24 protein-coding genes, 1 other RNA gene and 1 pseudogene are annotated in these 26,917 nt (G+C 38.5%); 19 read left to right on the forward strand and 7 right to left on the reverse strand.

Going from position 1 to position 26,917, the window contains the following annotated elements; all coding sequences use genetic code 11:
• Positions 1-825, forward strand: an 825-nt coding sequence (locus tag N3F66_07655) for a radical SAM protein (GenBank protein ID MCX8124027.1), incomplete at its 5' end; no start/stop codon positions are given.
• A 130-nt stretch (positions 826-955) separates the two neighbouring features.
• On the forward strand, positions 956-1,576 hold the full coding sequence (locus N3F66_07660) for a TetR/AcrR family transcriptional regulator (GenBank protein MCX8124028.1): 621 nt from the start codon (positions 956-958) through the stop codon (positions 1,574-1,576).
• Here the strand turns inward: N3F66_07660 and N3F66_07665 are convergent.
• The gene (locus tag N3F66_07665) at positions 1,569-2,222 is read right to left on the reverse strand and encodes a hypothetical protein (GenBank protein MCX8124029.1); all 654 of its coding nucleotides are present in this window, start codon (positions 2,220-2,222) and stop codon (positions 1,569-1,571) included. The genes N3F66_07660 and N3F66_07665 overlap by 8 nt on opposite strands.
• 146 nt (positions 2,223-2,368) lie before the next feature.
• Here N3F66_07665 and N3F66_07670 point away from each other — a divergent pair, with 146 nt between their 5' ends.
• From N3F66_07670 to N3F66_07690, 5 genes are all read left to right on the forward strand, one after another.
• Entirely contained in the window at positions 2,369-3,232 is an 864-nt protein-coding gene (locus N3F66_07670; protein MCX8124030.1) for an RnfABCDGE type electron transport complex subunit B, read from the forward strand.
• Complete coding sequence (gene fliG / locus N3F66_07675) at positions 3,219-4,235, forward strand: flagellar motor switch protein FliG (GenBank protein MCX8124031.1); 1,017 nt, start codon at positions 3,219-3,221, stop codon at positions 4,233-4,235. The genes N3F66_07670 and fliG overlap by 14 nt, the downstream gene beginning before the upstream one ends.
• The gene (rsmA, locus tag N3F66_07680; GenBank protein ID MCX8124032.1) at positions 4,228-5,067 is read left to right on the forward strand and encodes a 16S rRNA (adenine(1518)-N(6)/adenine(1519)-N(6))-dimethyltransferase RsmA; all 840 of its coding nucleotides are present in this window, start codon (positions 4,228-4,230) and stop codon (positions 5,065-5,067) included. The genes fliG and rsmA overlap by 8 nt, the downstream gene beginning before the upstream one ends.
• Positions 5,068-7,503 (forward strand): TIGR03960 family B12-binding radical SAM protein, encoded by a 2,436-nt coding sequence (locus tag N3F66_07685; GenBank protein ID MCX8124033.1) that lies wholly within the window; start codon positions 5,068-5,070, stop codon positions 7,501-7,503.
• Positions 7,504-7,765: 262 nt separating this feature from the next.
• Entirely contained in the window at positions 7,766-8,530 is a 765-nt protein-coding gene (locus N3F66_07690) for an SDR family oxidoreductase (protein ID MCX8124034.1), read from the forward strand.
• Here N3F66_07690 and N3F66_07695 read toward each other — a convergent pair whose 3' ends face one another.
• From N3F66_07695 to N3F66_07710, 4 genes and pseudogenes are all read right to left on the reverse strand, one after another.
• Positions 8,531-10,198 carry a DUF4080 domain-containing protein gene (locus N3F66_07695; GenBank protein MCX8124035.1) on the reverse strand — a complete coding sequence of 556 codons (1,668 nt, stop codon included), beginning with the start codon at positions 10,196-10,198 and terminating at the stop codon, positions 8,531-8,533.
• 52 nt (positions 10,199-10,250) lie between these two features.
• Positions 10,251-11,570: an inositol-3-phosphate synthase gene (locus N3F66_07700; protein ID MCX8124036.1), complete on the reverse strand. Its 1,320-nt coding sequence runs from the start codon at positions 11,568-11,570 to the stop codon at positions 10,251-10,253.
• Between the two features lie 251 nt (positions 11,571-11,821).
• Positions 11,822-11,941 (reverse strand): annotated as a pseudogene (locus N3F66_07705) (DUF853 family protein).
• A complete protein-coding gene (locus N3F66_07710; GenBank protein ID MCX8124037.1) occupies positions 11,908-12,075 on the reverse strand; it encodes a hypothetical protein in 168 nt (55 codons plus the stop codon). The pseudogene N3F66_07705 and the gene N3F66_07710 overlap by 34 nt, the downstream one beginning before the upstream one ends.
• 556 nt (positions 12,076-12,631) lie before the next feature.
• Here N3F66_07710 and N3F66_07715 point away from each other — a divergent pair.
• The 6 genes from N3F66_07715 to dnaJ all read left to right on the forward strand — a co-directional run bounded on the left by N3F66_07715 (position 12,632) and on the right by dnaJ (position 18,745).
• On the forward strand, positions 12,632-12,778 hold the full coding sequence (locus N3F66_07715; protein ID MCX8124038.1) for a hypothetical protein: 147 nt from the start codon (positions 12,632-12,634) through the stop codon (positions 12,776-12,778).
• Between the two features lie 11 nt (positions 12,779-12,789).
• Positions 12,790-13,599, forward strand: coding sequence for a hypothetical protein (locus N3F66_07720; GenBank protein ID MCX8124039.1), 810 nt, complete (start codon positions 12,790-12,792; stop codon positions 13,597-13,599).
• 129 nt (positions 13,600-13,728) lie between these two features.
• A complete protein-coding gene (gene hrcA, locus N3F66_07725; protein MCX8124040.1) occupies positions 13,729-14,775 on the forward strand; it encodes a heat-inducible transcriptional repressor HrcA in 1,047 nt (348 codons plus the stop codon).
• 47 nt (positions 14,776-14,822) lie between these two features.
• The gene (grpE, locus tag N3F66_07730) at positions 14,823-15,563 is read left to right on the forward strand and encodes a nucleotide exchange factor GrpE (protein MCX8124041.1); all 741 of its coding nucleotides are present in this window, start codon (positions 14,823-14,825) and stop codon (positions 15,561-15,563) included.
• A 70-nt stretch (positions 15,564-15,633) separates the two neighbouring features.
• The gene (dnaK, locus tag N3F66_07735; GenBank protein MCX8124042.1) at positions 15,634-17,553 is read left to right on the forward strand and encodes a molecular chaperone DnaK; all 1,920 of its coding nucleotides are present in this window, start codon (positions 15,634-15,636) and stop codon (positions 17,551-17,553) included.
• 79 nt (positions 17,554-17,632) lie between these two features.
• On the forward strand, positions 17,633-18,745 hold the full coding sequence (gene dnaJ, locus N3F66_07740; GenBank protein ID MCX8124043.1) for a molecular chaperone DnaJ: 1,113 nt from the start codon (positions 17,633-17,635) through the stop codon (positions 18,743-18,745).
• Between the two features lie 19 nt (positions 18,746-18,764).
• Here the strand turns inward: dnaJ and N3F66_07745 are convergent, their stop codons facing one another.
• Both N3F66_07745 and ssrS read right to left on the reverse strand, forming a co-directional pair.
• Positions 18,765-19,802 carry a hypothetical protein gene (locus N3F66_07745; GenBank protein MCX8124044.1) on the reverse strand — a complete coding sequence of 346 codons (1,038 nt, stop codon included), beginning with the start codon at positions 19,800-19,802 and terminating at the stop codon, positions 18,765-18,767.
• A gap of 17 nt (positions 19,803-19,819) precedes the next feature.
• Positions 19,820-20,003, reverse strand: a non-coding RNA gene (gene ssrS / locus N3F66_07750) — 6S RNA.
• A gap of 188 nt (positions 20,004-20,191) precedes the next feature.
• Here ssrS and N3F66_07755 point away from each other — a divergent pair.
• From N3F66_07755 to N3F66_07780, 6 genes are all read left to right on the forward strand, one after another.
• Complete coding sequence (locus tag N3F66_07755; GenBank protein MCX8124045.1) at positions 20,192-23,056, forward strand: BamA/TamA family outer membrane protein; 2,865 nt, start codon at positions 20,192-20,194, stop codon at positions 23,054-23,056.
• A 16-nt stretch (positions 23,057-23,072) separates the two neighbouring features.
• Entirely contained in the window at positions 23,073-23,657 is a 585-nt protein-coding gene (gene hisB / locus N3F66_07760; GenBank protein MCX8124046.1) for an imidazoleglycerol-phosphate dehydratase HisB, read from the forward strand.
• Entirely contained in the window at positions 23,654-24,262 is a 609-nt protein-coding gene (gene hisH / locus N3F66_07765) for an imidazole glycerol phosphate synthase subunit HisH (protein ID MCX8124047.1), read from the forward strand. The genes hisB and hisH overlap by 4 nt, the downstream gene beginning before the upstream one ends.
• Positions 24,253-24,972, forward strand: coding sequence for a 1-(5-phosphoribosyl)-5-[(5-phosphoribosylamino)methylideneamino]imidazole-4-carboxamide isomerase (gene hisA / locus N3F66_07770; protein ID MCX8124048.1), 720 nt, complete (start codon positions 24,253-24,255; stop codon positions 24,970-24,972). The genes hisH and hisA overlap by 10 nt, the downstream gene beginning before the upstream one ends.
• 11 nt (positions 24,973-24,983) lie before the next feature.
• Positions 24,984-26,057: a sensor domain-containing diguanylate cyclase gene (locus tag N3F66_07775; GenBank protein MCX8124049.1), complete on the forward strand. Its 1,074-nt coding sequence runs from the start codon at positions 24,984-24,986 to the stop codon at positions 26,055-26,057.
• 120 nt (positions 26,058-26,177) lie between these two features.
• Positions 26,178-26,729, forward strand: a complete 552-nt coding sequence (locus N3F66_07780) for a hypothetical protein (protein MCX8124050.1) — start codon at positions 26,178-26,180, stop codon at positions 26,727-26,729.
• Positions 26,730-26,917 lie beyond the last annotated feature (188 nt).

The raw sequence follows: 26,917 nt of genomic DNA on the forward strand, positions 1-26,917 counted from the left end.
TATTGTGAGTGTGGAAGAACCACACTGATTACTGATGAAATAAAAGAATATGTGCCCACTGAAGAAGTGATACGGGAATTGGATTTTATTTTACTTGCAAAGCCATATCTTGACGTTATTACATTTTCAGGAGCTGGCGAGCCCACATTGCACAGTGGCATTGGAACCATCATAGAGCACATCAAAAGTAACTATCGCTATAAAATTGCTGTTCTTACCAATGGAACATTATTGTGGAATAGAGAGGTACGTACGCGGTTATACCAAGCAGATGTTGTTATCCCTTCCCTTGATGCAGCCACTGAACACACATTTAAAAAAATATGTAGGCCCTATCAGACGTTAATATTATCACAAATTATTGATGGGATAGCTCAGTTTAAAAAGGAATTTGGTGGTTTATTTATACTGGAAATTTTTATTGTACCTGGTATTAACGATACCAGTGAAGAGTTGCAAGCGTTGGCAGATACTGCCAGGTACATAAATCCACACCGCATACAACTTAACTATATGGATAGGCCGCCAGCAGAGCAGTGGGTTATTCCCGCTAAAGTTGAAACGCTTACACAGTATGCAGCTTATTTTACGCCAATTCCTGTTGATATTCCCGGCACACCGGAGTACCGATTACTTGAGCTATCGCTCCCCCTTAAAGAGATGATACTTGCCACCATTGAGCGAAGGCCATCAACGGTTGACGACTTGGCATATTCGCTGGGGAAAGATAAAAATAGTGTGGAGCATATACTTAATGAGCTTGTTCAGCAGAATGTAGTAAGATATTATGATGAAGCGCGTGGAAGGTTTTATAAGAAAATGTAATTTTCTTTTAAATGTATGAAAAAAACTTTACAAATCCAAAAAAAATAGCCATAATTGTATCAACATTATTTTATTATACGTTGTGTACAACCTTGTACCAGGATAGAATTCTTAATAAGAGGAAAAATAAATGCCACGATTAAAACCAGAAGCACGGGCGGAAAAAGAGGAGCAGAGAAAAACTCAGATAATTAAAGCAGCATATGAGGTTATATCAGCTAAGGGATATAACAACTTTACGCTGGATGATATTGCAAAGAATGCAGGCCTGTCAAAAGGCGGTGTATTGCACTACTTTAAATCAAAAGAGGACATACTTATTTATTTACTGGAACAGATTTATATAATAATTAAAAAGAATATTAATAAACGCGCAGCAAAATACCGCACACCCGAACGGCGTATGCGCGCTATTGTTATTGCCTTTATAGTTACTGCAAAACGTCACCCTGCGTTTTATACGGTTTTAGTTGATTTTTGGGCTCAGATTCCTATAAATGACAGAGTGAAGCATATAAATACCGAAATTTACCGTCAACTGTGCGATGAAGTAGTTAAAGTTATTGAGGATGGAATTAATCAGGGAGTATTTATTCCCGTTGATGCAAAGCAGGCTGCTCATGCAATTGTAGCAATGGTGATGAATGTTGCTATTCAGTGGACATTCAATCAAGACCTATATAATATTGACCATCTGGCAAAAACATGTATGAAGATGATAATGGCGTTTCTTGAAGCAAAAACTAAATAAGCGGTATAATTATTCGTGCAATGGTTTTTGTTTTAAAGTCAGTATAAAGTGTGAAATTAGTATACGGTATTCCTACGCTTTTTAAAAGAACTACTACCATAGAAAGTCCCAATCCCATCCCTTCAGCTGCTGGGTCCGGGTTTTCCAGATAAAAATCTGCAATGCTGTCGTAATGCGAGGAGCGTTCAATTCTTTCGCGCATGCGTTCAAGTTCTTTTTTAGACACTGGCAAGTTGTTTATAACTTCTATTGTGAGTCGTGTTGGTTGCGGTTTAAAATATATTCTGGTGGACAAACCGTATTGCTTTGCTTTTATTCCATAGATAAGAAGCGATTCCTCGTTCAGTATGTTTCTGACCTTGGTTACAACTTCCAAAATATCATCAGGATTCTTTATTTCTCCTTCCTCAATGAGAATATACTTTGCATTAGCTTTTATGGCATTGGCTATAAGTTCTTTGATTGACGAATAGATGGGAGTGTAAAGTTCGGATTTATTATGACGTTCAAGTATTTTACTGAGTGTGTATTGAATGTTTTTCTCGGTTTCATCAAGGATTGAGTAGCTGACAAACACAACTTCCTGGTTTTTATTGATTGCAGATAGAATCTCGTGTAATATGTCATGCGATGTTGTTGGCGCCATAGATTAAAATGTCACTATTTCATTGATTTTACATATACTATCGGTATAATACTATTATTGCAAGAATTTTTTAATTGCAACAGTATTGACTTTTTTATATAGTGTACTACACAATGCTTCTTTAAAATGACATATTGAGGTTATCTATGCTTGATATACTTTTTCCGTCAATTCCATCTATAATCAGTATAACTATTTTGAGCTTAGCGTGTGGTATTTTGCTATCACTTGCTAAGGTTTTGTTGAAGGTTGAAAAGGATCCCCGTATAGAAAAGGTTGTTGAAGCGTTACCAGGAGCCAATTGTGGTGCATGCGGTTTTCCAGGGTGTGCAGGATATGCCACACATATCGTTGAGCAGGGTGTGGCTATTAACTTGTGTCCTGTGGGCGGACCTGACAGTGTGAAAAAAATATCGCAGATAATGGGCATAGAAGCTGAAGCTGGAGTGAGGCGAATTGCACGGGTCCACTGTCAGGGTGGGGTTAATGAAACCAAGATACGCTTTATGTATGATGGACCTCACAGTTGTAGGGCTGCACAGCTTGTCATGGGCGGATTTAAAGTGTGTGAATACGGTTGCTTGGGATTGGGTGATTGTGTGCGTGCATGCCCATTTGACGCTATTCATCTGGACGATAGGGGGCTGCCATTAGTTGATGCAGCAAAATGTACAGGGTGCGGAAACTGTGTGGAGGCATGTCCACGCAATATAATAAGCCTTCTGGATGAAAATGTTGATGTATATGTCATGTGCCGCAACAAACAGAAAGCGCCTGTTATGAAATTAGGGTGCAGTGTTGGCTGTACTGCATGCAGGCGGTGTGAAAAGGCGTGCCGCGAAGAAGTCTTTAAAGATAATCCTGATATTGATACTGCCATTAAAATTGAAAACTTTTTAGCTGTCATTGATTATGACTTATGCATTAATTGTGGGCGGTGTGCTGAGGTGTGCCCACAGAAAGTGATTGACTTCAAAAAAGTTATGGTAATAAAGCGTGAAACCAATTGACCAGATGAATGGAGCCGAAAGGGCTGCAGCACTTTTAGTGGCACTTGGCCCTGAAGTTGCTTCAGAAATAATGAAATTCCTTGACGAGGAAAGTGTCAATAAATTAGCTGCAGAGATTGCAAAGATAGATGTCCTTTCACCTGAAGAAAAGGAAGAGCTTATTGGGCAGTTTTTGCTGGAACTTAAAAAAACACGTGGGGTGGCGTTTGGCGGGCATAATGTTGCAAAAGAAATTTTATATGCGGCGTTTGGTGAAGCTAAAGCTAAAGACATTTTAAAACGGCTTACTCACAAAGATCTGGAAAAAGGGTTTGGATTTTTAAACGATATTGATGCGGAGTTAATTGTTACATTTTTGCAAAATGAGCACCCACAAACTATAGCAGTTACGCTTGCCTATATACCTGCAGCAAAAGCAGCTGAGGTCATAAAACTACTTCCCAAAGATACTGCCAAGGAAGTCACGCTTCGCATGGCAAAGATGGAACGCACATCACCTGACGCGGTGCTTGAAATTTCACGTGTGTTGCGCAAAAAATATGATGAGTACCGCTATCAAGGACAGTCAAGCTCTAAAGCGGGCGGTCTTAATGCACTCATTGACATCATGGCACATCTAAGTGGCGACCAGGAGAAGCAACTCATTGATTATTTTGAAACAACCATGCCACAGATTGCCGATGAAATAAAGGCCCGCATCTTTACCTTTGAAAATGTTCTTAACCTCACCAACACTGAAATGCGCATTCTTGTTGATGAAATTAATAATGACTACATGATTGCAAAAGCACTGAAAGGTGCCGGTGATGAAATCCGATTCAAATTTTTCCGCAATATGAGCAAAAACCGCGCAACTGATATCATGCACGAGATGGAAGCCATGGGCCCTGTGCGCTTGTCCGAGATTCAGGAAGCACGGGACAATATTGTCAGGATTATGCGTCAGTTACATGACAATGGCATCATCAGCCTCAGAAAAGAAAAAGAGAAGTATATTGAATAAAAAAGAAATCCTTTCACTTTTAGAGCATGCAGGCCTTGCACCCAACAAGGTATACGGGCAGCATTTTTTAATAATGGAAAAATATATTGAGGCGATAGTTACTGCAATCAGCCCACAGCCCAACGACATCATACTGGAAATTGGTCCGGGGCCAGGTATTCTCACTGAACCGATAAGCAGCCTTGTAAAAAAGCTTATCTGTGTTGAGATAGATGCAGGTTTTGTCCGCGTGTTGAAAGAAAGATTTACAGATATGCATATAACTATTGTACATGACGATTTTCTTAAATTACCTGCAATTGGAGAGTGTACTAAAGTGGTAGGCAATCTTCCTTACAATGTAGCATCGCAGATTATATTTAAAGTGGCAAAATACTATACAGTTCCACACTGTTTTTTCCTTATACAGAAAGAGATGGCAGAGCGACTGATTGCAAAACCTAAAAGTAAAAATTATTCCGCTTTTACCGTTGGTGTGCAGCTTTATTTTAAAGTACAAAGGCTTTTTGATGTGCCACCCAATGCATTTTATCCACCACCCAAGGTTCATTCAACGTTTGTACAACTGACACGAAAAAAAGAATTGCCCCTGACACAAAGCCAGATAACATTATTTGAACAGCTTGTTGAAAGTGCATTCTGGGCACGCCGCAAAATGCTAAAAACTGCACTAAAACGCTCACCCTATATTACATTTGATGAGTTGTATATTGCGCAGGCATTTGAAGTGCTTGGCTTTGACACAAAAGTCCGCGGAGAGGAGCTTTCACTTGACGATTTTATAGCACTGACAAAATACTGCCACCATCATCAACACTTGAAGGATCAGTAAATGGCAATTGATAAAGAAAAAATATTCAAGCTTGTTGCACAGGTTGCAAAACCTGCACGCTATGTGGGCGGTGAATGGAATGCAACAATTAAGCCTGATGCATCAGTAAGGATTGGGTTGTGTTTTCCAGATTTGTATGAGGTGGGAATGTCCAACAATGGAATTCATATTTTATACAGTGCAGTTAATGCCATTCCTAATGTAGCCTGTGAACGCGTGTTTGCAGTAGAACGTGACTTTGAAAAAGTTTTGCGGCAGTCGCATACACCATTATATACGCTTGAAACCTATACCCCGCTCAATGAGCTTGACATGCTTGGTTTCAATGCAGCCTGTGAGCTTTTGTATACAAACATATTGCAGGTTCTTGATTTAGGCAACATTCCATTTTTTGCAAAAGACAGGGGCGATAGTTACCCATTAATAATCATTGGTGGCGAGGGAGCAAGCAACCCTGCGCCACTTTTGGCATTTGCTGATGCAGTCTTTGCCGGTGATGGTGAAGAAGCAATAATTGAGATTGTTAAGATACTCATTGAGAAAAAAACAAAACGCTTACCTAAAGATCAGGTGCTGACAAAATTAGCCACTATTGAAGGTGTACTGTGCAGCCGTGATGTTACGTTTACATATAATGGGGGTGAATTGATAGCTATTAAGGCACCAGAAGTGTATAAAAGAAATGTACGTAAATTTAACGCTTATCAGGCAACTTGTCCAGTGGTGCCTTCCATACGAGGTGTACAGGATAGAGTTTCTATCCAGCTTGATAGAGGATGTAAAAATTTATGTAAATTCTGTCATGCGGGCTACTGGGAACTTCCTTACCGCAAAGCTGAACCCAGACAGGTTGCAGATGCAATTTTAAAAACCCTGCAGAATACAGGCTTTGACGATGTATCTCTCCATTCATTGAGTGTGGGAGATTATTCAACTATTATTGAACTATTAAACATAATCGTTCCGCCGTTGGTGGAGCAGGGTATAAGTATATCACTTCCATCTCTTCGAGTTGATATTCAAACACTTGATATAATTGAATCAATATCGGATTTGAAAAAGACATCATTGACATTTGCGGTGGAGTCAGCGTCGGATATGCTTCGTTATCGTGCATATAAACGCCTTACTGTTGATAAAATAATGAATATATTACAGGTGTTGTCGCAAAAGGGGTGGCAACGTATTAAGCTTTATTTTATGATTGGGCTCCCTGGCTGCAAAGAAGTGGATGAGGCAGCAGATATCATTTCATTTATGAAGCAAGCGTGTGCTATCAACAAAAAGATGCAATACAATGTAACTATCTCACCGTTTGTACCAAAACCACATACACCGTACCAGTATGAAGAACAACAGGATGAAATCTACTGCCTTGAAGTAATACAAAAGATTAAACGCAATGTGCCAAAATCTGTAACTATTAAAAATCATGATGTGTATGCGTCGCTTATAGAAGGAGTACTTGCGCGTGGCGATAGTATGCTTTCAGACGCTATTGTTGCTGCATACAACCAAGGAGCTCGACTTGATTTATGGGGTGAGCATTTTAATTTTAAAATCTGGGATAATGCATTGCAACAAACACTTGGCAACTGGCGCAGGTACTTACAGAAAAGAAATTCAAAAGAAATGTGCCCCTGGCATATCATCCGAACACGCTATGATAGCCTGATACACAAAAAGATGAATTCAACCTGGGATGGCACAGTATTTCCAATTGGGTATAAAAAAAATGCGCTTGATAAAGATTCATTTAAAAGGGCTGCCCAATCATTTGAGAAAAGGTACAAAGTTGTTGCAACGCTTAGAGTGCAGTATGCAAAAAAGGGCAAAGCGCGCTTTATGGGGCATATTGATTGTATGGAAATTTTTAAGAGGGCATTGCGAATGGCAGGTGTTCCAGTGGCATTTACGCAAGGGTATAACAAGCACCAGCGTCTAATGGCAGGACCGGCGTTACCACTGGGATATGAAAGCCTGTGTGAGTTTGTGGATGTTGAACTGTATGAACAGTGTAGTCCCACTATACTCAAAGCATTAGGAAATTATTTTCCTGAAGGCTTTGAGGTTATTTCAGCATATCATCACACGCAAACAACAATTTCCTTGCAATCAATTGTATATGTACGGTACAAAATACTTTTCAGCGATACCATGGTATACAATACGTTCGCCAGTAATCTTGAAAAAAGAGCAAACATGATCAAGAAGACAAAAAAAGGATTGAAGAATATGCGCTTTGATGATGCCATTGTACAGTTTCAGGTGCATGATGACAGTGTTGAACTGCTTATTCCGGTGGGAGAAAATTCAATACGCCCCGACAGTGTCATTGCTGACTGGTGTAGGCTGGATCATCCACTTGCAGTGGTAACAATTGTGAAAACTGCAATGTATTATATTGATAATGGAGTTATGGTAGAATTTCAATAATAGTACACTTTTTGTTATTTATAAATTATGATGTGATTAAAGGTAGCCCTGCAGAGATGCAGGGCCAATAGGATGCGGGCCAGGACGTGAACGGATGCTTTACCTCAGCCCGCAGTAGAAGGATTACTATGTGTTTGAGATATAAGGCGTTTTTCTTTGGTACTTTCTTTTGCCGTCAAACAAAAGAAAGTGCAAGAATTCAAGGATTTCTAATTGCAATTAAGAAAATATATTAACAATTTAATCTCAGAAGGAGGAGTTTATGGGTTCGCTTTCGTATAATTTAGACGGAAAGGTTGCAATTGTTACTGGTGGCACGCGTGGCATAGGGCTTGCAATAGCTCAGGAGCTGTTGCGGCAGAATGCAAAGGTTGTCATCTGTGCACGTAAGCAGGAAGGGCTTGACAAAGCCAGGGAAATTCTTAAGGCAGATAATAATCTTATAACCTGTGTAGCACATATTGCAAAAGAAGAAGATGTTACTGCACTAGTTGATGCAGCAATAAAAGCGTTTTCAAAAATTGATATTTTAATTAACAATGTTGGAATGAACTTGCCCACTGGAAGCCTTATTGATGTTGAGCTATCGGCATGGCAAAAGATAATTGATTCAAATCTCACCGGTACATTCCTGGTTTCAAAGAAAGTAGGTGCCATTATGCGCCAGCAAAAAAGTGGTAAAATCGTAAGCATCTCATCCATTGCAGGAAGACTAGCTTCCCCTGGCATGAATGTGTATGGTATAGCAAAAGCGGGAATTGAAATGATGACAAAGAATTTAGCACTGGAGCTTGCACCATTCAATGTGCAGGTAAACGCAGTGGCTCCTGGAATGGTCCGCACAGATTTTAGCAAACCATTCTGGTCAAATGACGCCATCCACGATATGATTGTAAAGAATATTCCAATGGCAAGAATTGCTGAAATTGACGAAGTAGTGCATCCGGTTCTTTTCCTAGCTTCGGATGGTGCGCGCTACATCACAGGGCAAACGCTTGTCATTGATGGTGGCGCATCCATTGTGTAGCTAATCTGTATACAGAATACTACCATCTTGAAGTTTCATTGCATAGCGGTGATTGTTCATCTGCCATTTTTTAAAATCACTGCTATCTGCAATGAAGATATGTGCTCGTGTAATATCATGTATAGGTATTATGATATTATTAAGCGATAGCTCTGTATTAGAAATCCTATGTGAATTAATAATCATCTCCTTTGCAGTATGTGGGTTGCCTTTGCTTCGAAGGAAAGCTGGTACCCATTTGTTGTTTGATTTAANAAACCAATCCCACCTTAGACAATCATGCACAAGCCTAGTGTAATCTGGATAGTGCTGGGTGAAAAAATCTAATAGCATTGCGGCAATTGATTCAAAGTTTTTTGCATAGAGTGTAAAATTATGATATTGAAAGAAAAGTGCAATATCTCTATATATGTCAAATTGATTATCCCTGGCAATAAAATGAGCAATCATGCGTGCAATTGTTTTAAAATGATGATTATAGACACAATCCACAACCCTTTCGATGCTATGGAGTAGCACCATATCTTCCTCTGAAAGCCATTTGTTTTTTGTTACAATGTATGGTGATTTTGTATCATGTTCAATTGCATATTCATGTTTTTGTGTTTCTATATCAGTTCCTGGCAAAATCTTTAAAAACCCCATCTGGAAGTAGTGTGGTTGCAGGTTTATTATTGCGTTAAAACTTTCTGCTATTCTTTGCATATCTTCATACGGAAGACCACAAATCATATCAAGGTGTATGTGGATATTGTTCAAAGCCATAAGCCTTTGAATATTTTCCTTAGCTTTTTCCCAGTGCATTTTGCGGTTAATAGCATGTAATGTTTTTTCATGTATTGACTGAATGCCAATTTCAAACTGGAAGTAATGAGGAGGTACTTTTTTTAGTATGTAAAAGTCTTCATCATAGAGCAAGTCAGGATGAATCTCAAAATGAAATTGTGTATTGGAATTTTTATGTTCAATCAAATATTGAAAGATTGCCCGTGCATGAGTAGGGTTACAGTTAAATGTTCTGTCAACAAATTTCACCATGCGCAGATTATGCTGCAAAAGAAAATCAAGCTCATCATACACTTTTTGAACATCTTTAAACTGCAGTTTTTGATCATGGCGTGAAGATATGCAATAACTGCACTGATATGGACATCCCCTACTTGATTCATAGTATACATAATGATGTGTTAAATTGTTTAAATCTTGGGATGTATAAGGAAATGGAATGTCATTAAAATGATAGTTAGGATGATTAAGGACTTTATCGCTAATACTGAAATTGTTTGTAGCTAAATATTCAAAAGCTTTTTCACCTGGCCCCTGTATGATAGTTTCAATAAAAGGAAATTCAAAAAGCCATATATCGCTAGTATAGCTAACCTCAGGACCCCCAAGGATAATTTTGCATTGTGGAAAGCTAGCATGTAGCAAAGGCAAGAGCCTTTTAATGTACTGTGCATTCCAAATATATACACCTATGCAGCATATATCTGGTTTAATTTTTTGTATAGCACCAATCGTTTCATCTATCTGATTATTGATAGTTGTTTCATAAATTATACAATTATAATCTTCAAATGGTAATAGTATCTGCTTGAGGTAGTAAAGTGACAGGGTTGAATGGACAAACTTAGCGTTAACTCCTAATAGCAATACATTATAGTTCATGTAACAAAGTATATAGTAAAAGAGGGCTTTTGGCAAGCCCTCTTTTGTTATATTAGTCGTATGTTTCGGAGCCTAAATAGGTAACTGGAGGCACATCCATGAGCCAACGTAAAGTATTTTTCAACTTCATAAGCTGCACAAAAAGGTCGTGAATAGGCTGTTCACCTGGTTCAAACATTGGGCTCTTCCAGTAGAATGAGAGCCATTCTTGAATACCATACATAGATGCGCGCTGTGCTAGGTCTAAAAATAGTACTAGGTCAAGTACAACAGGTGCAGCAAGTATCGAGTCGCGGCAAAGGAAATTGACCTTAATTTGCATTGGGTAATCCAACCATCCACGGATATCTATATTATCCCAACTTTCCTTATTGTCACCACGGGGTGGATAGTAGTTAATCCTTACAACATGGTGATACCCATCATAGAGATCTGGGTACTCATCAGGCTGAAAGATATTATCCAGAACTGAAAGCTTGCTTACTTCTTTAGTTTTGAATGATTCAGGGTCATCAAGAACTTCGCCGTCGCGGTTGCCTAAAATGTTGGTAGAGTACCAGCCGTCCACACCTATCATTCTGGCTTTAAGTCCAGGAGCAATTATGGTTTTCATAAGTGTCTGGCCAGTCTTGAAGTCCCTGCCGCCCATTGGCACCTTGTTCTTTTCTGCAAGCTGCCGCAGTGCTGGAATTTCGTTACATAAGTTTGGAGCACCATTTGCAAACGGTATTCCCAAATCAAGTGCTGCGTATGCATATATCATACTGGGTGCAATGTATTTATTGCTTTCTTTGAGTGCTTTTTCAAAATTTTCAATTGTGTCATGTACTCCAGGCTTCATTTCCTGGTATATTTCGGTGCTGGCACACCACACCATAACCATCCGGGATATATTCTTCTCTTTTTTGAAATTAAGAATGTCTTCTTTTATCATCTGGGCTAAATCCCAGTAGCTAGTTGCTTTTTTGACCCATGTACCGTGTAACTTTTTAACATAATCATTAAAAAATACTGCCTTCCAAGGTTTAATCTGTGATAATTCATCTTTAATAGGTTCAAGGTCATATTTCTGTAACACGCCAGCTTTCACAGCTGCTTCATAGCAGTTGTCTTCAAAAATGTCCCAACCACCAAACTCCATATCTTTTAAATCAGCAAGCGGAACAAAATCCTTGATTGGTACATAGTGAGCATCGTCACCTTTACCCAACCTTAGCTTACCCATCATTGCAACAGAGCCTTTAGGGAGCTTTAATCCTTTTCTAATAAGCATTACACCTGCAATAAAAGTGGTGCTAACAGCACCCAGCCCGGGGATAAGAACCCCTAATTTGCCTTCGGCTTTTTGAATTTCAGTATTTTTTAGTGTCAAGGTACGCCTCTCTTATTGTATTAAAAATTTATATAAAAAACTAATAGCTATAGCCTGTAACATACATACTACTATACTATTAATTTTTCTCTTACAATGAGAATCTACAAAGATAATAGTCAAGAAGATTATCAAAAAAAATGCAATAGACTATTGCAAATGCTCCTACAATAATCCCAGTTGAGTGGTTATGTTTTTTTGTCATTCAATAGATACTATAAAAAAAGTCAATAGAAAAATTTAAATAATAGCTATCGCTTTCCACCTAATAATGATCCTAAAATAGTCCGTACTCTCTGATGCTCTACCGTGCTGGCCACGGTACGCGCTGCGCTTTTCAGCATTGCTTCCATAAGGGTATCTCCCTTTCTTCTAAGGGTTTTAGATTCTTTTTGTGTAAGCTTACTTTCCTCTTTTTTGCCAGCCTGAGCCTGTTTGTTATACGCGGGATTACATTACAGTTGCTATCGCCCTTTGCAATTTTAAATAATTGGGTTGGAGCCATACTTTTCTACTTTTCTTTATGAAAAAACAATTACTTTAATAATACTCAGATGCCAAGGCAAGTTAATTCAATTATTAGTAATGATATGTGCTTTCATGATTTTATTGTAACATGATATTTCTGAGTTGATTTGTACACTTCATCACCATGTTCTGCGTACTATAAACTAATGTTTCTGGGTAGTTAAATTGGGCGATAGTTGTTATGTATGGAGTTTTATGCCTGATTGAAACCTTTTGGGTATACAAATTATCCCATTTGCCAAATTGGCAATATGATGTATTGATGGTTGCATCAATTTCCTTATTTTTTGCTTGATATTTTATATTAGTACAATTTAAATATTTATTAAAGCAACATTAGTGCCAGAGCCTAAAAGAAGTGTTTCACGCAGGGAAGGCAGAGGTTATGAGGAAATTGGCTTTATAGCTATCTCTTGACGAATTATGGGGACATCAAAAAGTGTGGCTATATCAAAGATTATAAAGTATTAAAAGCAAGATTCTTAAGTCACTGCGTGACTTCAGAATGACATCCTTAATGGAGGAGGGATAGTATGGAAATAATGCGAATATCAGGTGCAGATGTTATTCCAGCTGGTTTTACAGTTAATAACCAGCCTCAGGAGGAGACTAAAACACAAGCCGAAGTCAAAAAGGAACCCGAGAAGGTCAGAGAATCAACCATTGATACTTATGCATAGAGGAAAATTACATGCCAATTACAAAAGCCGAGAAAGCAGCCTACAATGACTTTATCAAAGGATATAAGGCAAAATTAGATGAACTTACCAAGCAGATAAAAGAAACAGAGCAAAAAAAGAAAAAAATGCCCAACATCAAAGGCTACATAAACATTGAGCTTATTTTGTTATACACAAAATTCATCTATACACTGCTCAATATGAACAAGGCTTCGCTTGATATGCTCAAAATTAAAAATGAACGTTTTTTAAATGATGCGCGCAAAGAATTTTACAGGATACTACAGTTATTTGAAGAGATAGTTGGCAAAGATATTGACCGACCGCTTAAAGAAAACGAAGAATATTTACAGGCAATAGATAAATTCAATCCTTCACAGATTCTTAATCTGATAAAGGAACTGCATACGTTATTACAAAAAATTATTGATGCACTGGGTGAAAGCTCTAAATGGAAGTGGTCCTTTGTTGAATTACAGGGCAGGGTGGCCGTGATTACAAAAAACATCATAAATTTCAGTGATCTGCAGAAATACAGGGATCCGCGAAAGGAATTTTACTATGAGCGTCAGGAGATGTTAAAGCTTTGTAAACAAAGCCTGTCCGAAGCTGCAAAACAGTACAGAAATAAATATGAAATATCAACTAAATCCTCAGAGGATATCTTGAGGTCAATTGAACTTTTAACCGCATTACGAAGAATTAACATACTTTTTGGCGAATCTGAAGAAGCAGAAAAGTTAAAAAATACCATTGAAGCGCTCAGGCTTCGTCTTGAGGCCGATGAAAAAGAAGAAGACGAGAAAAAGAAGAAAAAATAATCTCACAGTTAAAAAAATACACATATATTTGAACATTTTTAAGCAAAATGACTTGACGAGTGCTAATTTTTTTAGTACATTATTAGCACTCATATAGGTAGAGTGCTAATAATCACATACGAGGTTGGTATGATGATACTGAAGCAATTAAATGATCGAGAAGCACAGGTTTTAAAAGCAATTGTTTATGAGTATATATCTACAGGGAAACCTGTAGGGTCCCGGTCATTTGTGCAGAAGTATTCTTTCTCACTTTCTCCGGCAACTATGCGTAACATAATGTTTGATCTAGAACAGATGGGGTACCTCTCACAGCCTCATACGTCAGCAGGGCGAATCCCAACCGATAAAGGCTATCGCTTCTATGTGGACTCGCTCCTTGATACCTACGAGACAGTTGCAAAAAATGGCGTAGAGGTGCGCGAGGAACTGCTGGCACATGAGATTGAGCTGGATAAGATATTCATGTCAATTGTAAAGATGCTATCGCTTATATCAAAATACACTGGCATTGCACTCATGCCCAAGCCTGATTTTACTGTGGTCAAGCATATTGAAATTATATCGCTCACTTCCAATGAGGTGCTGTTTATCATTGTAACAAGAACTGGAATTGTAATTCATAAAAAGGTTAAACTTTCATCACCGGTTAATCAGGATGACTTGTACAAATACTCGCGATTCCTTACTGCAGAGCTGTCGGGCTATTCGCTGGTTGAAATTAAGCAAAGCCTTATAAACCAGCTTAGGACCGTAACGGGCATTGAGCCAGCTGTGCGGGATATAGCCCTGGATATTACGGAACTTGCACTTAAAGATGAACATGAGCCTGACATTTATATTGATGGAATTGAAAATCTTTTACATATACCTGAAATGGTTGAAACTGAGAAATTACGTGAGGTGCTGCGCTTTATTGAACAGAAGGACACGCTTCGCAAGATAATGGAAGAGCTGCGCCAGAAGGAAGGCGTGTTTACTCTGATTGGCCAAGAAATTAAAGAAATAGCAATCCCATGTTGTAGCATAATAGCTTCATCATATAAAATTGGTAACAGTCCAGTTGGCGTTGTTGGCATCATTGGACCAACACGAATGGATTATGAAAAGGTTGTCCCGTTAGTAGATTATACGGGAAAGGTGGTTTCAAACTTTCTTACGCAGATGACCAAATAATTACCAATAACCTTTATGTGCATTACCATTGATTGGCAGGGGGATGTATGAGCGGCAAAGATAAAAAGCATCGCAACAATGAGCAACATCATGAAGCGGTGAACAGTGAAACAATTGAAGAAAAGAAGGAATTACATCAAGAAATGAATGCTGAAAAGCCTGCGGGCGATAGCTCAACGAATCAATCTGATTCCAATGAAGGTGCTGTCGCGCAGGACCAATTACAACAGAAGGAGGAAGCATTGCAGAAGTTACAGGAAGAATTGAATAAAAAGAATGAGGAATTGGCCGCATTGAAAGATTTGCTGATTAGAAGGCAGGCTGATTTTGAAAATTATAAAAAGCGCGTTATCCGTATGCAGGAGGATGACAGGAAATTAGCCATTAAGGATATGGCACGTGACATTATAAACATTAATGATGATTTAATACGTGCAATTGAGGCTGCAACTAATGTGCAGAGTGTAGAGAATTTGACAGATGCACATACATCTTTTATTGAAGGTGTGAAGATGATATCTCGTCAAATTGAAGATATGCTCAAGCGCTATGGTGTGGAGGAGATAGAAAGCCTCAATCAGCCCTTTGATCCGGAATATAACGAAGCAATTGAGATTGATGAAAGCACAGATGTTGAAAAGGACACAATAACCAAAGTGTATCAAAAGGGCTTTAAGCTGGATAAATATGTTATCAGAGCTGCACGGGTGAAGGTGACGCGCCCTGCAAAAAAGCCTGATAACACCAGTAAGCAGGCAGAGGAAAATACAACAGCGTCACCACATTAATGTGCAATGAGCAAATGAATGAACTTATGATAGCAACTATCATTACAAATATATTCAATATATAAGGAGAATGACTATGAGTAAGATAATAGGAATTGACCTTGGAACCACAAACTCATGTGTTGCAGTTATGATTGGTGGTGAACCAGTGGTTATACCCAATTCCGAAGGGCAACGAACAACACCATCGGTTGTTGCGTTTACTGATAAGGGTGAGCGCTTAGTTGGGCAGGTTGCCAAAAACCAGATGATAACTAACCCTGAAAACACAATACGGTCAATCAAGCGGTTTATGGGCCGTTCGTACAGTGAGGTACAGAGTGAAATTAAAATGGTGCCGTATACAGTTGTGGATGATGGTAAAAATGGCGTAAAAGTGAAAACTATTGCCGGAGATTTTACTCCTCAGGAGATATCGGCAAGAATTTTGCAGAAAATGAAACAGAGTGCTGAAGATTACTTAGGTGAGAAAGTTACCCGAGCTGTTATTACAGTGCCTGCGTATTTCAATGATGCTCAAAGGCAGGCTACTAAAGATGCAGGCCGTATTGCAGGGTTGACAGTTGAGCGTATAATTAATGAGCCGACTGCTGCAGCACTTGCATATGGTCTTGATAAAAAAGAACGCAACCACAAAATAGCTGTGTACGATTTGGGTGGTGGAACATTTGATATTTCCATACTGGAATTGGGTGATGGTGTATTTGAGGTTAAATCAACCAATGGAAATACCCATCTGGGTGGTGATGATTTTGACCAGCGCATTATGGAATGGCTGATAGCTGAGTTTAAAAAGCAGACAGGAATTGATTTGAGTGCTGACAAGATGGCGTTGCAGCGTTTGAAAGAGGCAGCGGAAAAGGCCAAGATTGAGCTTTCAAATAAATTGCAGACCGAGATTAATATACCATTCATTACTGCGGATCAGAGTGGACCAAAACACTTGATAATGACACTGACTCGATCAAAGTTTGAAGGTCTGGTAGAAGACCTCATTGAATCAACTAAAGAACCGTGTATTAAGGCACTTGAAGATGCTGGCCTTACTCCAGGAGATATAGACGAGGTTATTTTAGTTGGTGGTTCAACCCGAATACCTGCTGTTCAGGAGCTTGTGCGCAGAGTATTTGGAAAAGAGCCCCATAAAGGTGTAAACCCTGATGAAGTGGTAGCTGTTGGTGCTGCTATTCAGGGCGGAGTGCTTGCAGGTGAGGTTCATGATGTATTGCTGCTTGATGTTATCCCATTGTCACTTGGTATTGAAACATTAGGTGGGGTAATGACAAAGCTCATTGAGCGCAATACTACTATACCAACACGTAAAAGCCAAATATTCTCCACTGCTGCTGACAATCAGACAGCGGTATCAATACATGTGTTGCAGGGTGAGCGTGAACTTGCTTCGCAGAATAGGACTATTGGAAGGTNTGATCTGATTGGTATTCCACCTGCACCGCGTGGTGTGCCACAGATTGAAGTAACATTTGATATTGATGCCAATGGGATACTGCATGTATCTGCAAAGGATCTTGGCACCGGTAAAGAGCAGAAGATTAGGATAGAAGCATCAAGTGGTTTGAGCGAAGAAGATATCAAGAGGATGATCAAGGATGCAGAACTTCATGCAGAAGAAGACCGCAAAGCACGGCAGCTTGTTGAAGCACGCAACGAGGCAGATGCGCTCATCTATTCGCTTGAAAAACTCATTCGCGAGAATGAAGGCAAGATAGATGCAAGTGAAAAAGCTTCGATAGAAGCTGAAATTGAAAATCTGCGTAAGGCAATGGAGTCAACTGATATTAATGTGATACGTGATGCAAAAGCAAAATTAGAAAGAGCATCACATTCCTTTGCAGAGCGTCTCTACAAACAGGGTGCAGAACAATATGCAAAATCGCAACAGACCCAAACTGCACAGGAGAGCTCACAGAGTGGCGAAAAAGTGTACGATGCTGATTATGAAGTAGTAGATGACGATAAGAAAAAATAATGAGTTATAAACAATTATACGACAATGCTTGCCATTGTCGTATAATTTTTGTAATCTTTTTAAATAAGGGGTGATGACCTTGGCTACCACAAAAAGAGATTATTATGAAGTTTTGGGTGTTCCTCGCAATGCATCAGAAGATGAGATAAAGCAAGCTTACCGCAAGCTTGCTTTAAAATATCACCCTGACCGCAATAAAGGAAGCAAAGAAGCGGAAGAAAAGTTTAAGGAAGCAACCGAAGCATACGAAGTTTTGCGTGACCCAAAAAGGCGTGCGCAATACGATAAATTTGGCCATGAAGGTGTTGCTGGATTTGAAGGTTTTGGCAGAGGAGCTTATACAGATTTTTCGGATATATTTGGTGATTTTGACCTAGGTGACATATTTGAAAGCTTTTTTGGGCCTGGTTTTGGAACTCGCACTCGTTCCACACGTGCAAAGCGTGGCAGAGATATCCAATATGATCTTTCCATAACATTGGAGGATGCAGCATTAGGCAAAGAAGTGCAGATTGAAATACCACGCCATGAAGTTTGCAGTTCGTGTGGAGGTACAGGTTCGGCATCTGGTACAAAACCAACGGTATGTCCCGTATGTAATGGCACTGGACAAATCCGCCAGACCCAGGGGTTTTTCTCAATTACTCAGACATGCTATAAGTGCAGAGGTGAAGGAAAAATCATCACGTCACCATGTCGGGTGTGTAGAGGCACAGGACTGGAGGAAAAACACCGCAAAATCACAGTTAAAATACCTGCGGGTGTTGAATCAGGTTCGCGTTTAAAAATTTCAGGTGAAGGTGAGCAGGGACCTGGTGGAGGACCTGCAGGGGATCTTTATGTGGTGGTCCATATTCAAAAACATCCAATATTTGAGCGGCATGGTAATGACCTCATAAGCGTTGTAGATGTTTCGTTTGCTGTTGCCTGCTTAGGAGGTGAGATTGAAGTGCCAACTATTTATGGGAAAAAAGCCAAGATGAAAATTCCTGCAGGTACGGAAAATGGCCAAATATTCAGATTGAAGGGAAACGGAATGCCCTATCTGGGGTCTTATGGAAAGGGTGACCAGCTGGTAAAGATAAATATTAAAGTGCCAAAGAAGCTCAGTCCTCGTCAGAAAGAGCTTTTAAAAGAATTTGCCCGCATTGAGGGTGAAACCGTTGATGTGGACCGCGAATTTTATACATAAATAATAAGAGCGGCGTATATTACAGCCGCTCTTTGACATATTTTGCTATTACATTTCGAGCGGCCTCTGACATCTCAATGAATTTAAATGTATAGTAAATGATTTTTTCTTTGGTTATGGTTCGTGAAGCTAATATTTTACTGACTATCTCAATTTTGAAATTTTCAAGGGTAAAAAATAGGGTATATTCATTGTGATACTGCAATGTTGTTTCAACCCTCACGACGGCTTCAAATTCATTGAGTCGTTCAATAGTTCCATTTACAGGTACGGTATCGTCATGTTGTATGATGGCTTCATCGTCTCTCTCATCCTTTTTCTTTTGAATACTGCATGGAATTAGTGTTTGTATATATGGATGGTGAACCTCTTTTCCCCGTTTTATCACCTCAGGTTTTTTCAAGATTATTGTGTTTTCCTGGATTGCAGTAATTTCCGATTCAAACGAGTATTCAGCGTCACCGTTTCTGAAGAAAAAGATTGAAACAGGTTCAGTTATTATTTCATCTTGTAGCTGTCCTGGCTTTCTAAAATATTTGCAGTGAATAGCATCCTCTGCAATCAGCGTAATTTTTGCAATAAATGCTCTCCCTGTCTGGCTATACCCGCACACAAGCGTATCAGTGGATATATCCTCAATTGAATCAAGCGGTTGCTGATATTCGGTAGGGTTGTAAATTCTTTCGTATGTAATAACAATATCTTTGAAAATATCTTTTAAGTCTTCAGTGGGTTCTTTTAATTTTGCAATGTATTGTAAAAATTTAACCAGTCCTGTTTCAAATAATGCTTTATTCATGAAGATGATTTCTGGTGAATTGAGTTTGGATAAGGCAACAATGTGTTGTAAAATGCGAACCTGGTAGCCGGTAAGACCCCGCTGGCGAGCTTTATAGATAAAAATTTGTTCAAGGCTTGATTTTTTAAGTTTGAGGTATTGATTATATTTTAGCAAAGCAAAGAAAGCAATTATTAACAGGATTACCAACAATGTCAATCCAACTTCCCATAAGGGAGCAACCCTCCAGCGAACACCAAAAACAGTAATTATTTCCATATTTTAACCATTGTTTAGAGTAACCCGCGTGTGCCGTAGTGGCATGAATGTTTGAGCTCCCTATGTAAAGGTGGATTCTCGCATGCAGGTATCTATCTACTTCGTGATGAAGCGTGATATCAACCTGCAGATTAGAGATTCCATGCTCAGTGGTGTTGGAACTACAATATGACATGCCATTCACGAACACCGCAGGCTTATTATCTAATATACTTAAATAATATTTGTTGGCAACAAAAATTTTACTTGCTAATGCACAACCGTACACTACTACATGAATAAAAAAAGTTGCGATGTATTGTTATAACTAAGAATAGTATCCTCTTACTGAATACCATGGTGGTGGTAGGGTAATATAATTATATTTTAAGAGAAACAGTAAGATATAAATGATAAAAAAACATATACATATTCTTTTTACAATTATCATAAGTGTAATCATTCCATTGATTATATACCCCTTTGGTAAGAATAAGGTCACAGTTGAAGTTTTTAAGTGGCATATACTGAAAACTGTTCATTTTAATGTGTATTATCCTTACGGCATGGAACAGCTAGCAGCCAAAACTGCCCTAATTGCTGAAAGGGCATATGTTCATTTAGCTGATGCATTGCAACATCAACTCAATGACCCGGTCCCCATCATAGTCTTTCCATCTCATATAGATTTTCAGGAAAATAATATTCTTCTCCAAATCATAGGCGAGGGGACTGGTGGTTTTACCGAAGCGTTTAAAAACAGAGTGGTTGTGCCTTTCAATGGTTCCTATGATGAATTTCAGCATGTTCTGGTGCATGAGCTTGTGCATGCATTCCAGTATAATATTCTTATGCGCGATAGCTCCGGCAAAATGCAATCCATGATGAGCATGGGGGCAGTGCCATTATGGTTCACTGAAGGCATGTCCGAATATTTGTCTATTGGCTTTGATGAAACTGCAGATATGACCATGCGGGATTTTTTTCTGAATGATCAGTATATCAGTTTGATTGATTTTACCACCTATCGCGTTGGGAACATGTATTACTACTATAAGGTTGGACAGGCGTTTTTTTATTATTTTGAAACAACCTATGGGAAAGGAAAAATTGGTGAATTTTTACGAGATATCAGGGACTTAGATAACTTTGAAGAAGCATTAAAAGTGCATACAAAGAAAAATCTTGAAGAAATTGATACTGAATTTAAACATTTTTATAAGAAGCGATTGTATCCAGTAATAGCAGGAAGAAACTTTGATGAAGAAGAAGGAAAAAGAATTACCAATCACAAGAAAACCCGTTCAATATTTAATACCTGCCCGGCAATCTCACCTGATGGCACAAAAATAGCATATATTGACAACAGGGATATTTATTCATCAATATCAATACTAACTATTGGCCAAGAAGATGCAGAACAGAAAGCACGCGTTATACTTAAAGGGAATGAAACCTCTGAATTTGAAGGGATGCATTTACTTGATAATTATCTGTCGTGGACACCCGATGGCAAGGGCATTGTGTTTGTTTCTCAGTCAAAAAACAGAGATGTATTATTCATCATTGATGCCCACACTGGCAAAATTATTAATGAAATTGTGTTGCCGTTCAGGGCAATAAAGGATCCTTCGCTATCGCCTGACGGCAAGTACATAAGCTTTATTGGGCAGGTAAATATACAGAGCGATGTGTATCTATACTCGTTGAAAGATAAAACGTTGAAGCAAATAACAAATGATGTCTTCTGTGAACGCTATCCTAAACTCAATGCAGATAATTCAATTATCTTTTATTCATCCAATTATCCCACTGGTGATTATACTAGCTCGCAGTATGCTATTATAAAGCATACATGTGCAACAGGTGCCCGCCAAATAATTGTGCCGCCACAGTCAAAAAATTTACAGGTTGATATCGCAAATGATGGCACCAGCTTAGTATATATTTCCAACCGAGAAGGCATATACAACGTATATAAGTATGATATATCTAGCTCCACCGAAACCAAGATAACCAATGCATCAACCGGTATTTTCTATCCACGCATCTTCCCTGATGGTAAGAAAATTGCTTTTGTATCATACCAGAATGGAGGGTATGATATATTTATAAAAGAAGACATTAAACCAGTAACTATCGCCCCTCCTTTTAATACTGAACATATACCTGTTATGTTGCCCGCACACTACTTCCCATTATCGCAGGCCATATGGGACAATTACACTACTACTGTTTCCCCGGATTGGGTGTTCTTTGGCCTTGGTGGTACTGTGGGATATGGCTTTGCAGGTTTTGCTCAGATGAGTTTCAGCGATTATTTGGGGGACAACCGGGTTGTGGTAACCACCGATTATCTGCGCTACGGCAGCAGTGCTAATTATTTGAACTGGGATGTGCAATACCTTTACCTGCGCTACAGGTGGGATTACTCTCTGGGATTTTTCAGACAAAAGAATCCTTTTGGCATATTTACACTAGCAAGTATTAATGATCTTATTCACAATGCTTACTGGTCAACTTTGTCAATGGATCATTACGGGGTATACGCAATTGCAAGCTATCCGTTTACTAAATTTTCCAGGTTCAGCACACGTATTTCCTCAAGCCGATATGAACGTGATTACAGTTACCTTGACCAGCGCCCTGATGTGTTTGCCAATTTAAATTCAGTTTCGGTGTCATATAATTACGATAATGTATTGTGGGGATTCCTTGCGCCTTTGCGAGGCACGCGTGGGCAGATAATGTTTACACAGGTTGTAAACCTCACAGGGCAGGATTATTCCTTCAGCAGTATTGATATTGATGTACGACGCTACTTCTTTTTGGACAAACAGTATGTACTGGCTTTCAGAGGTATTGGAGGCAAGATATTTGGCGAAAAGAAAGAATATTTTAAATACTACATTGGTGGTTTTAATACACTCAGAGGGCATCCATTTATAGAATATGGTGGCACTAACGTGTTCCTTTTTAATGCTGAGTTTAGATTTACGTTTATTGAATCAATACGTATGGGATGGCCGTTATTTTTAAAAATTGGCAATATTGGCGGCGTTTTATTTGTTGATGCTGGTTCGGCGTGGGATAATGAATATACTTTCATAAATAAGGAAACAGGGGAATTTCAAGATTTTAAAATGGATATGGGTTTTGGGTTTCGACTTACCTTGTATCCAATAGTTATTTTAAAGCTTGACTATGCGTGGCCATATTATTATGGAAGGTTTGGCCAAAAAGAGATAGTCTTCAGTTTGGGGTATGAGTTTTAATCAAGGAGAATTGACAATGGAACGGTTTGCACACATAGAGCGTAAAACCAAAGAAACCGACATAACCTTGAAGTTGTTTCTCGATAGTACACAGCCAAGCACAATAGACACTGGTATTGGCTTTTTTAACCATATGCTCACCCTTTTTGCAGCATTTAGCAGGATGAGTATTCAGTTGAACGCAAAAGGTGACCTTGATGTTGATGCACATCACACAATTGAAGATACGGGAATATGCTTGGGCAAAGCATTTCAAAAGGCTTTAGGTGACAAACAGGGAATCATGCGTTTTGGGCAGGCTACCGTTCCAATGGATGAGGCATGCAGCAGTGTTATTGTTGATATATCAGGAAGAGGGTATTTTGTATACCGAGGTGAAAAGTTGCATGGCCTGATACACACATATAGTGAGGAATGTACGCTGGAATTTTTTAAATCATTTGCGCACAATGCTTTAATAACCATGCATATACAGCAAATGTACGGTGACAACAAACACCATATACATGAGTCAATATTTAAAGCAGCAGGGTTGGCTCTCTATAGAGCATATATGTTGGGCGATAGCACCGGCATTCCTTCAACAAAGGGTGTTCTATGATTACAGTTATCGATTATGGTATGGGGAATTTGCGCTCGGTAGTAAAGGCAGTGGAGAAATATACCACTGATGTGCGTGTAAGCTCTGACCCCAGCAGTATAGCAACATCAAAAGCCCTAATAATGCCGGGAGATGGTGCGTTTGGACAGGCTATGGAAAATTTAACAAAGCTGGGATGGGTCAAGCCGCTTACAGAATTTATAAAAAATGGGGGATATTTTTTTGGGATTTGCTTGGGGTATCAGCTGTTATTTAGCTCAAGTGAGGAGTTTGGTCATCATAAGGGGCTTGACATAATACCGGGCAGCGTGGTACGATTTAACACTGATTTAAAGGTGCCACATATGGGATGGAATCAGGTTACATTCAGAAATCAACATCCAGTTATTGAAGGCATACCTCAGGACAGTTATTTTTACTTTATACACACATATTATCCTGAAGTCAGCGATAGCTCATGGATAATTGGTGTAACTTGCTACTCAGTAGTGTTTCCCAGTATTGTAGGCAAAGGCAACTGTATAGCCACACAATTTCACCCTGAAAAGAGCCATAAGTATGGCTTGCGAATGATTGAAAATTTTGTGAGGTTAGCATGCTCGTAATACCTGCTATCGATTTAAAGGAAGGCCGATGTGTCCGATTGGTACAAGGTGACCCTTTGCAGGAAACGGTGTATTCATATGATCCCGAGAGCATAGCAAAGCAATTTGAAGAAGCAGGAGCCAAACTTATCCATGTTGTTGATTTAGATGGTGCGTTTGAAGGGCAGCCAGTAAATATGCATATTGTAAAGAAAATAGCCCGAGCAGTGTCTATCCCCATTGAAATAGGTGGTGGCATAAGAACTGAGACGGCAATCAAGATGTATCTGGATGAAGGGATAGAGCGGATAATTGTTGGGACTATCTTAATTGAAGATTCATTCAGGGAGATAGCAGAGCGGTTTAAGGAATATATCATAGCAGGTGTTGATGCTAAAGATTTAAAAATTGCAACCCATGGCTGGAAAAAAATAATTGACATGGATGCTATCAATTGTATAAAGGAGCTTCAAAGCATTGGCATCTCTGAGATCATTTATACAGATATAGCTACTGATGGGATGCTACAGGGACCCAATTTTAAGTCAATAGAGAAAATATTATCTGAAATTCCTGGCATTGCTCTTATTGCTTCCGGTGGAGTTTCATCTATTGATGATTTAGAAAAGTTAAAAAAATATGAAAATAATGGATTAAAGGGTTGTATAGTTGGCAAGGCCATATATGATGGAAGGATAAATTTACGCAATGCCATCGCATTGTGCGATTAAATGGTGAAACTATGAATGATGATATGTCATTATATGATGAGGAAATAAAATTTCCTGTTGAAATAGAGCAATATGAACGCAAAATATATGATTTAAAGCAGCTAATTGAAATTAGCAAGGGGTTGAATTCAACTTTAGATTACAATGTCCTTATTGATTCAATCCTTTTGACCTGTATGGGGCAGATGCAGCTTTTAAAAGCAGGCATTTTTACTCACCGTAGTATAGATCGTCAGGAATTTGTATTACACAGAAATTATAAAGGCTTTGAAATAGATCATAAAAATGAATATTTAATCCCCACAAACTCAAAGCTCATTCAGTTTCTTGATGCTAATTTCCGTTGTTATACATTAAACGAATTGAAAGAACTTTTGCCCGATGAGCCATCTTTGGACGTTCTCATCAGGTTAGACCCTTCGTTGATTGTACCTTTAAAGGGTAAGGGAACATTAAATGGTATTATTGTGCTTGCTGATAGAATAAACCAAAAAGATTTCAGTGAATCCGATAAGGAGTATATGTTAAACATTGCATCCTTAGCTGGCATTGCAATTCAAAACGCATACCTTTACGAGCTTGCAACAACCGATATGATGACAAAGCTTAAAATTCATCATTATTTTCAAACAGCATTAATGGAAGAACGAGAAAAATCACTAAAAAGTAGCCTTCCACTATCACTTATAATGATGGATATAGATCACTTTAAAAATTTCAATGATACCTACGGGCATAGCTGTGGGGATATGGTGTTAAAAAACGTTGCTTCGGTGATATCAGGTTCTGTCAGGCAAAGCGATATTGCAGCACGCTATGGTGGAGAAGAATTTGCTGTCATACTACCTCATACAGATGTGAATGAGGCTTTTAAGGTAGCAGAGCGCATTCGTATTTCTGTTCAAAAATCATATGTGTTGTATAAAAGAAAAAAATTAAGTGTAACTGTTTCATTAGGTATAACGCAGTTTAATCCTACTATAGATGAATCAACAAAAAGTATTATTGATAGAGCCGATAAAGCACTATATTTATCCAAACAGCAGGGCAGGAATCAAACCACAGTTCTTCTTTCAGATAAGTAGTAAATATACAGAATAATTCTTGACTTTTTTATTATATGCTCATACAATAAAGCAACAGTTGGCATTATATACCAACTCTGTTGAATATACTGTAAGAAAATAAAAAAAGGAATAAGGATTATGGTACATAATAATGGCAATGGCATTATACAGCGTTTTGTTTTTGTAAAGTATGTAACAGCCATTTTAATTGTAACACTTTTGGTAAATTTTGTTGGATATCCTCTTATGGCACAAACAATAGAAGCTGATGCCGGAAAAAAATATAAAGATGCTCCCTATATTGATGAATTTTCAAAAAAAGCACAGGAACGTCGTGAAGAATCACCAACCATGCAGAGGGATCCAAGGCTTGCATGCTTATTGTCATTAATAGTGCCAGGAGGTGGGCATGTCTATCTGCGCAATGACCTCAAGGCAGCAGGTTTTTGCCTGTTAACAGCCACTGCATATTCTGTTTCGGCTTATTATCTTTATGTGGCACTGATGAAAACAGATTCATCAACTGAGAGAAAATCCAGACTTATACTATCAGGGTTGTTATTTGTTGTTGGTGCACTCATACATGTAGTTGGTATTGTAGAAGCGTATAATGATGCTATTGAAATTAATGAAAAACAATTTTACTTTGGAACTGAAAAATCTGTAAGCCCCTATGTGGCAAAAAATTGAAGTTTTTTAGAAAAAAAGANTAATTTATATTATATTGTATTCAACCATCATTATTAAAAATGTATTAATAAAACCCCGTTTCCCTTATATTAGTATGTTAATAACAGGGGATTTTTAAGTATAGCAATTTTGTAGTATTTTTGATAGTTCTATTACAATTTATCATTTAGTTTTGTTGACATGATAAA

It is taken from the genome of Spirochaetota bacterium (genome assembly GCA_026414805.1).
Taxonomy (GTDB): domain Bacteria; phylum Spirochaetota; class UBA4802; order UBA4802; family UB4802; genus UBA4802.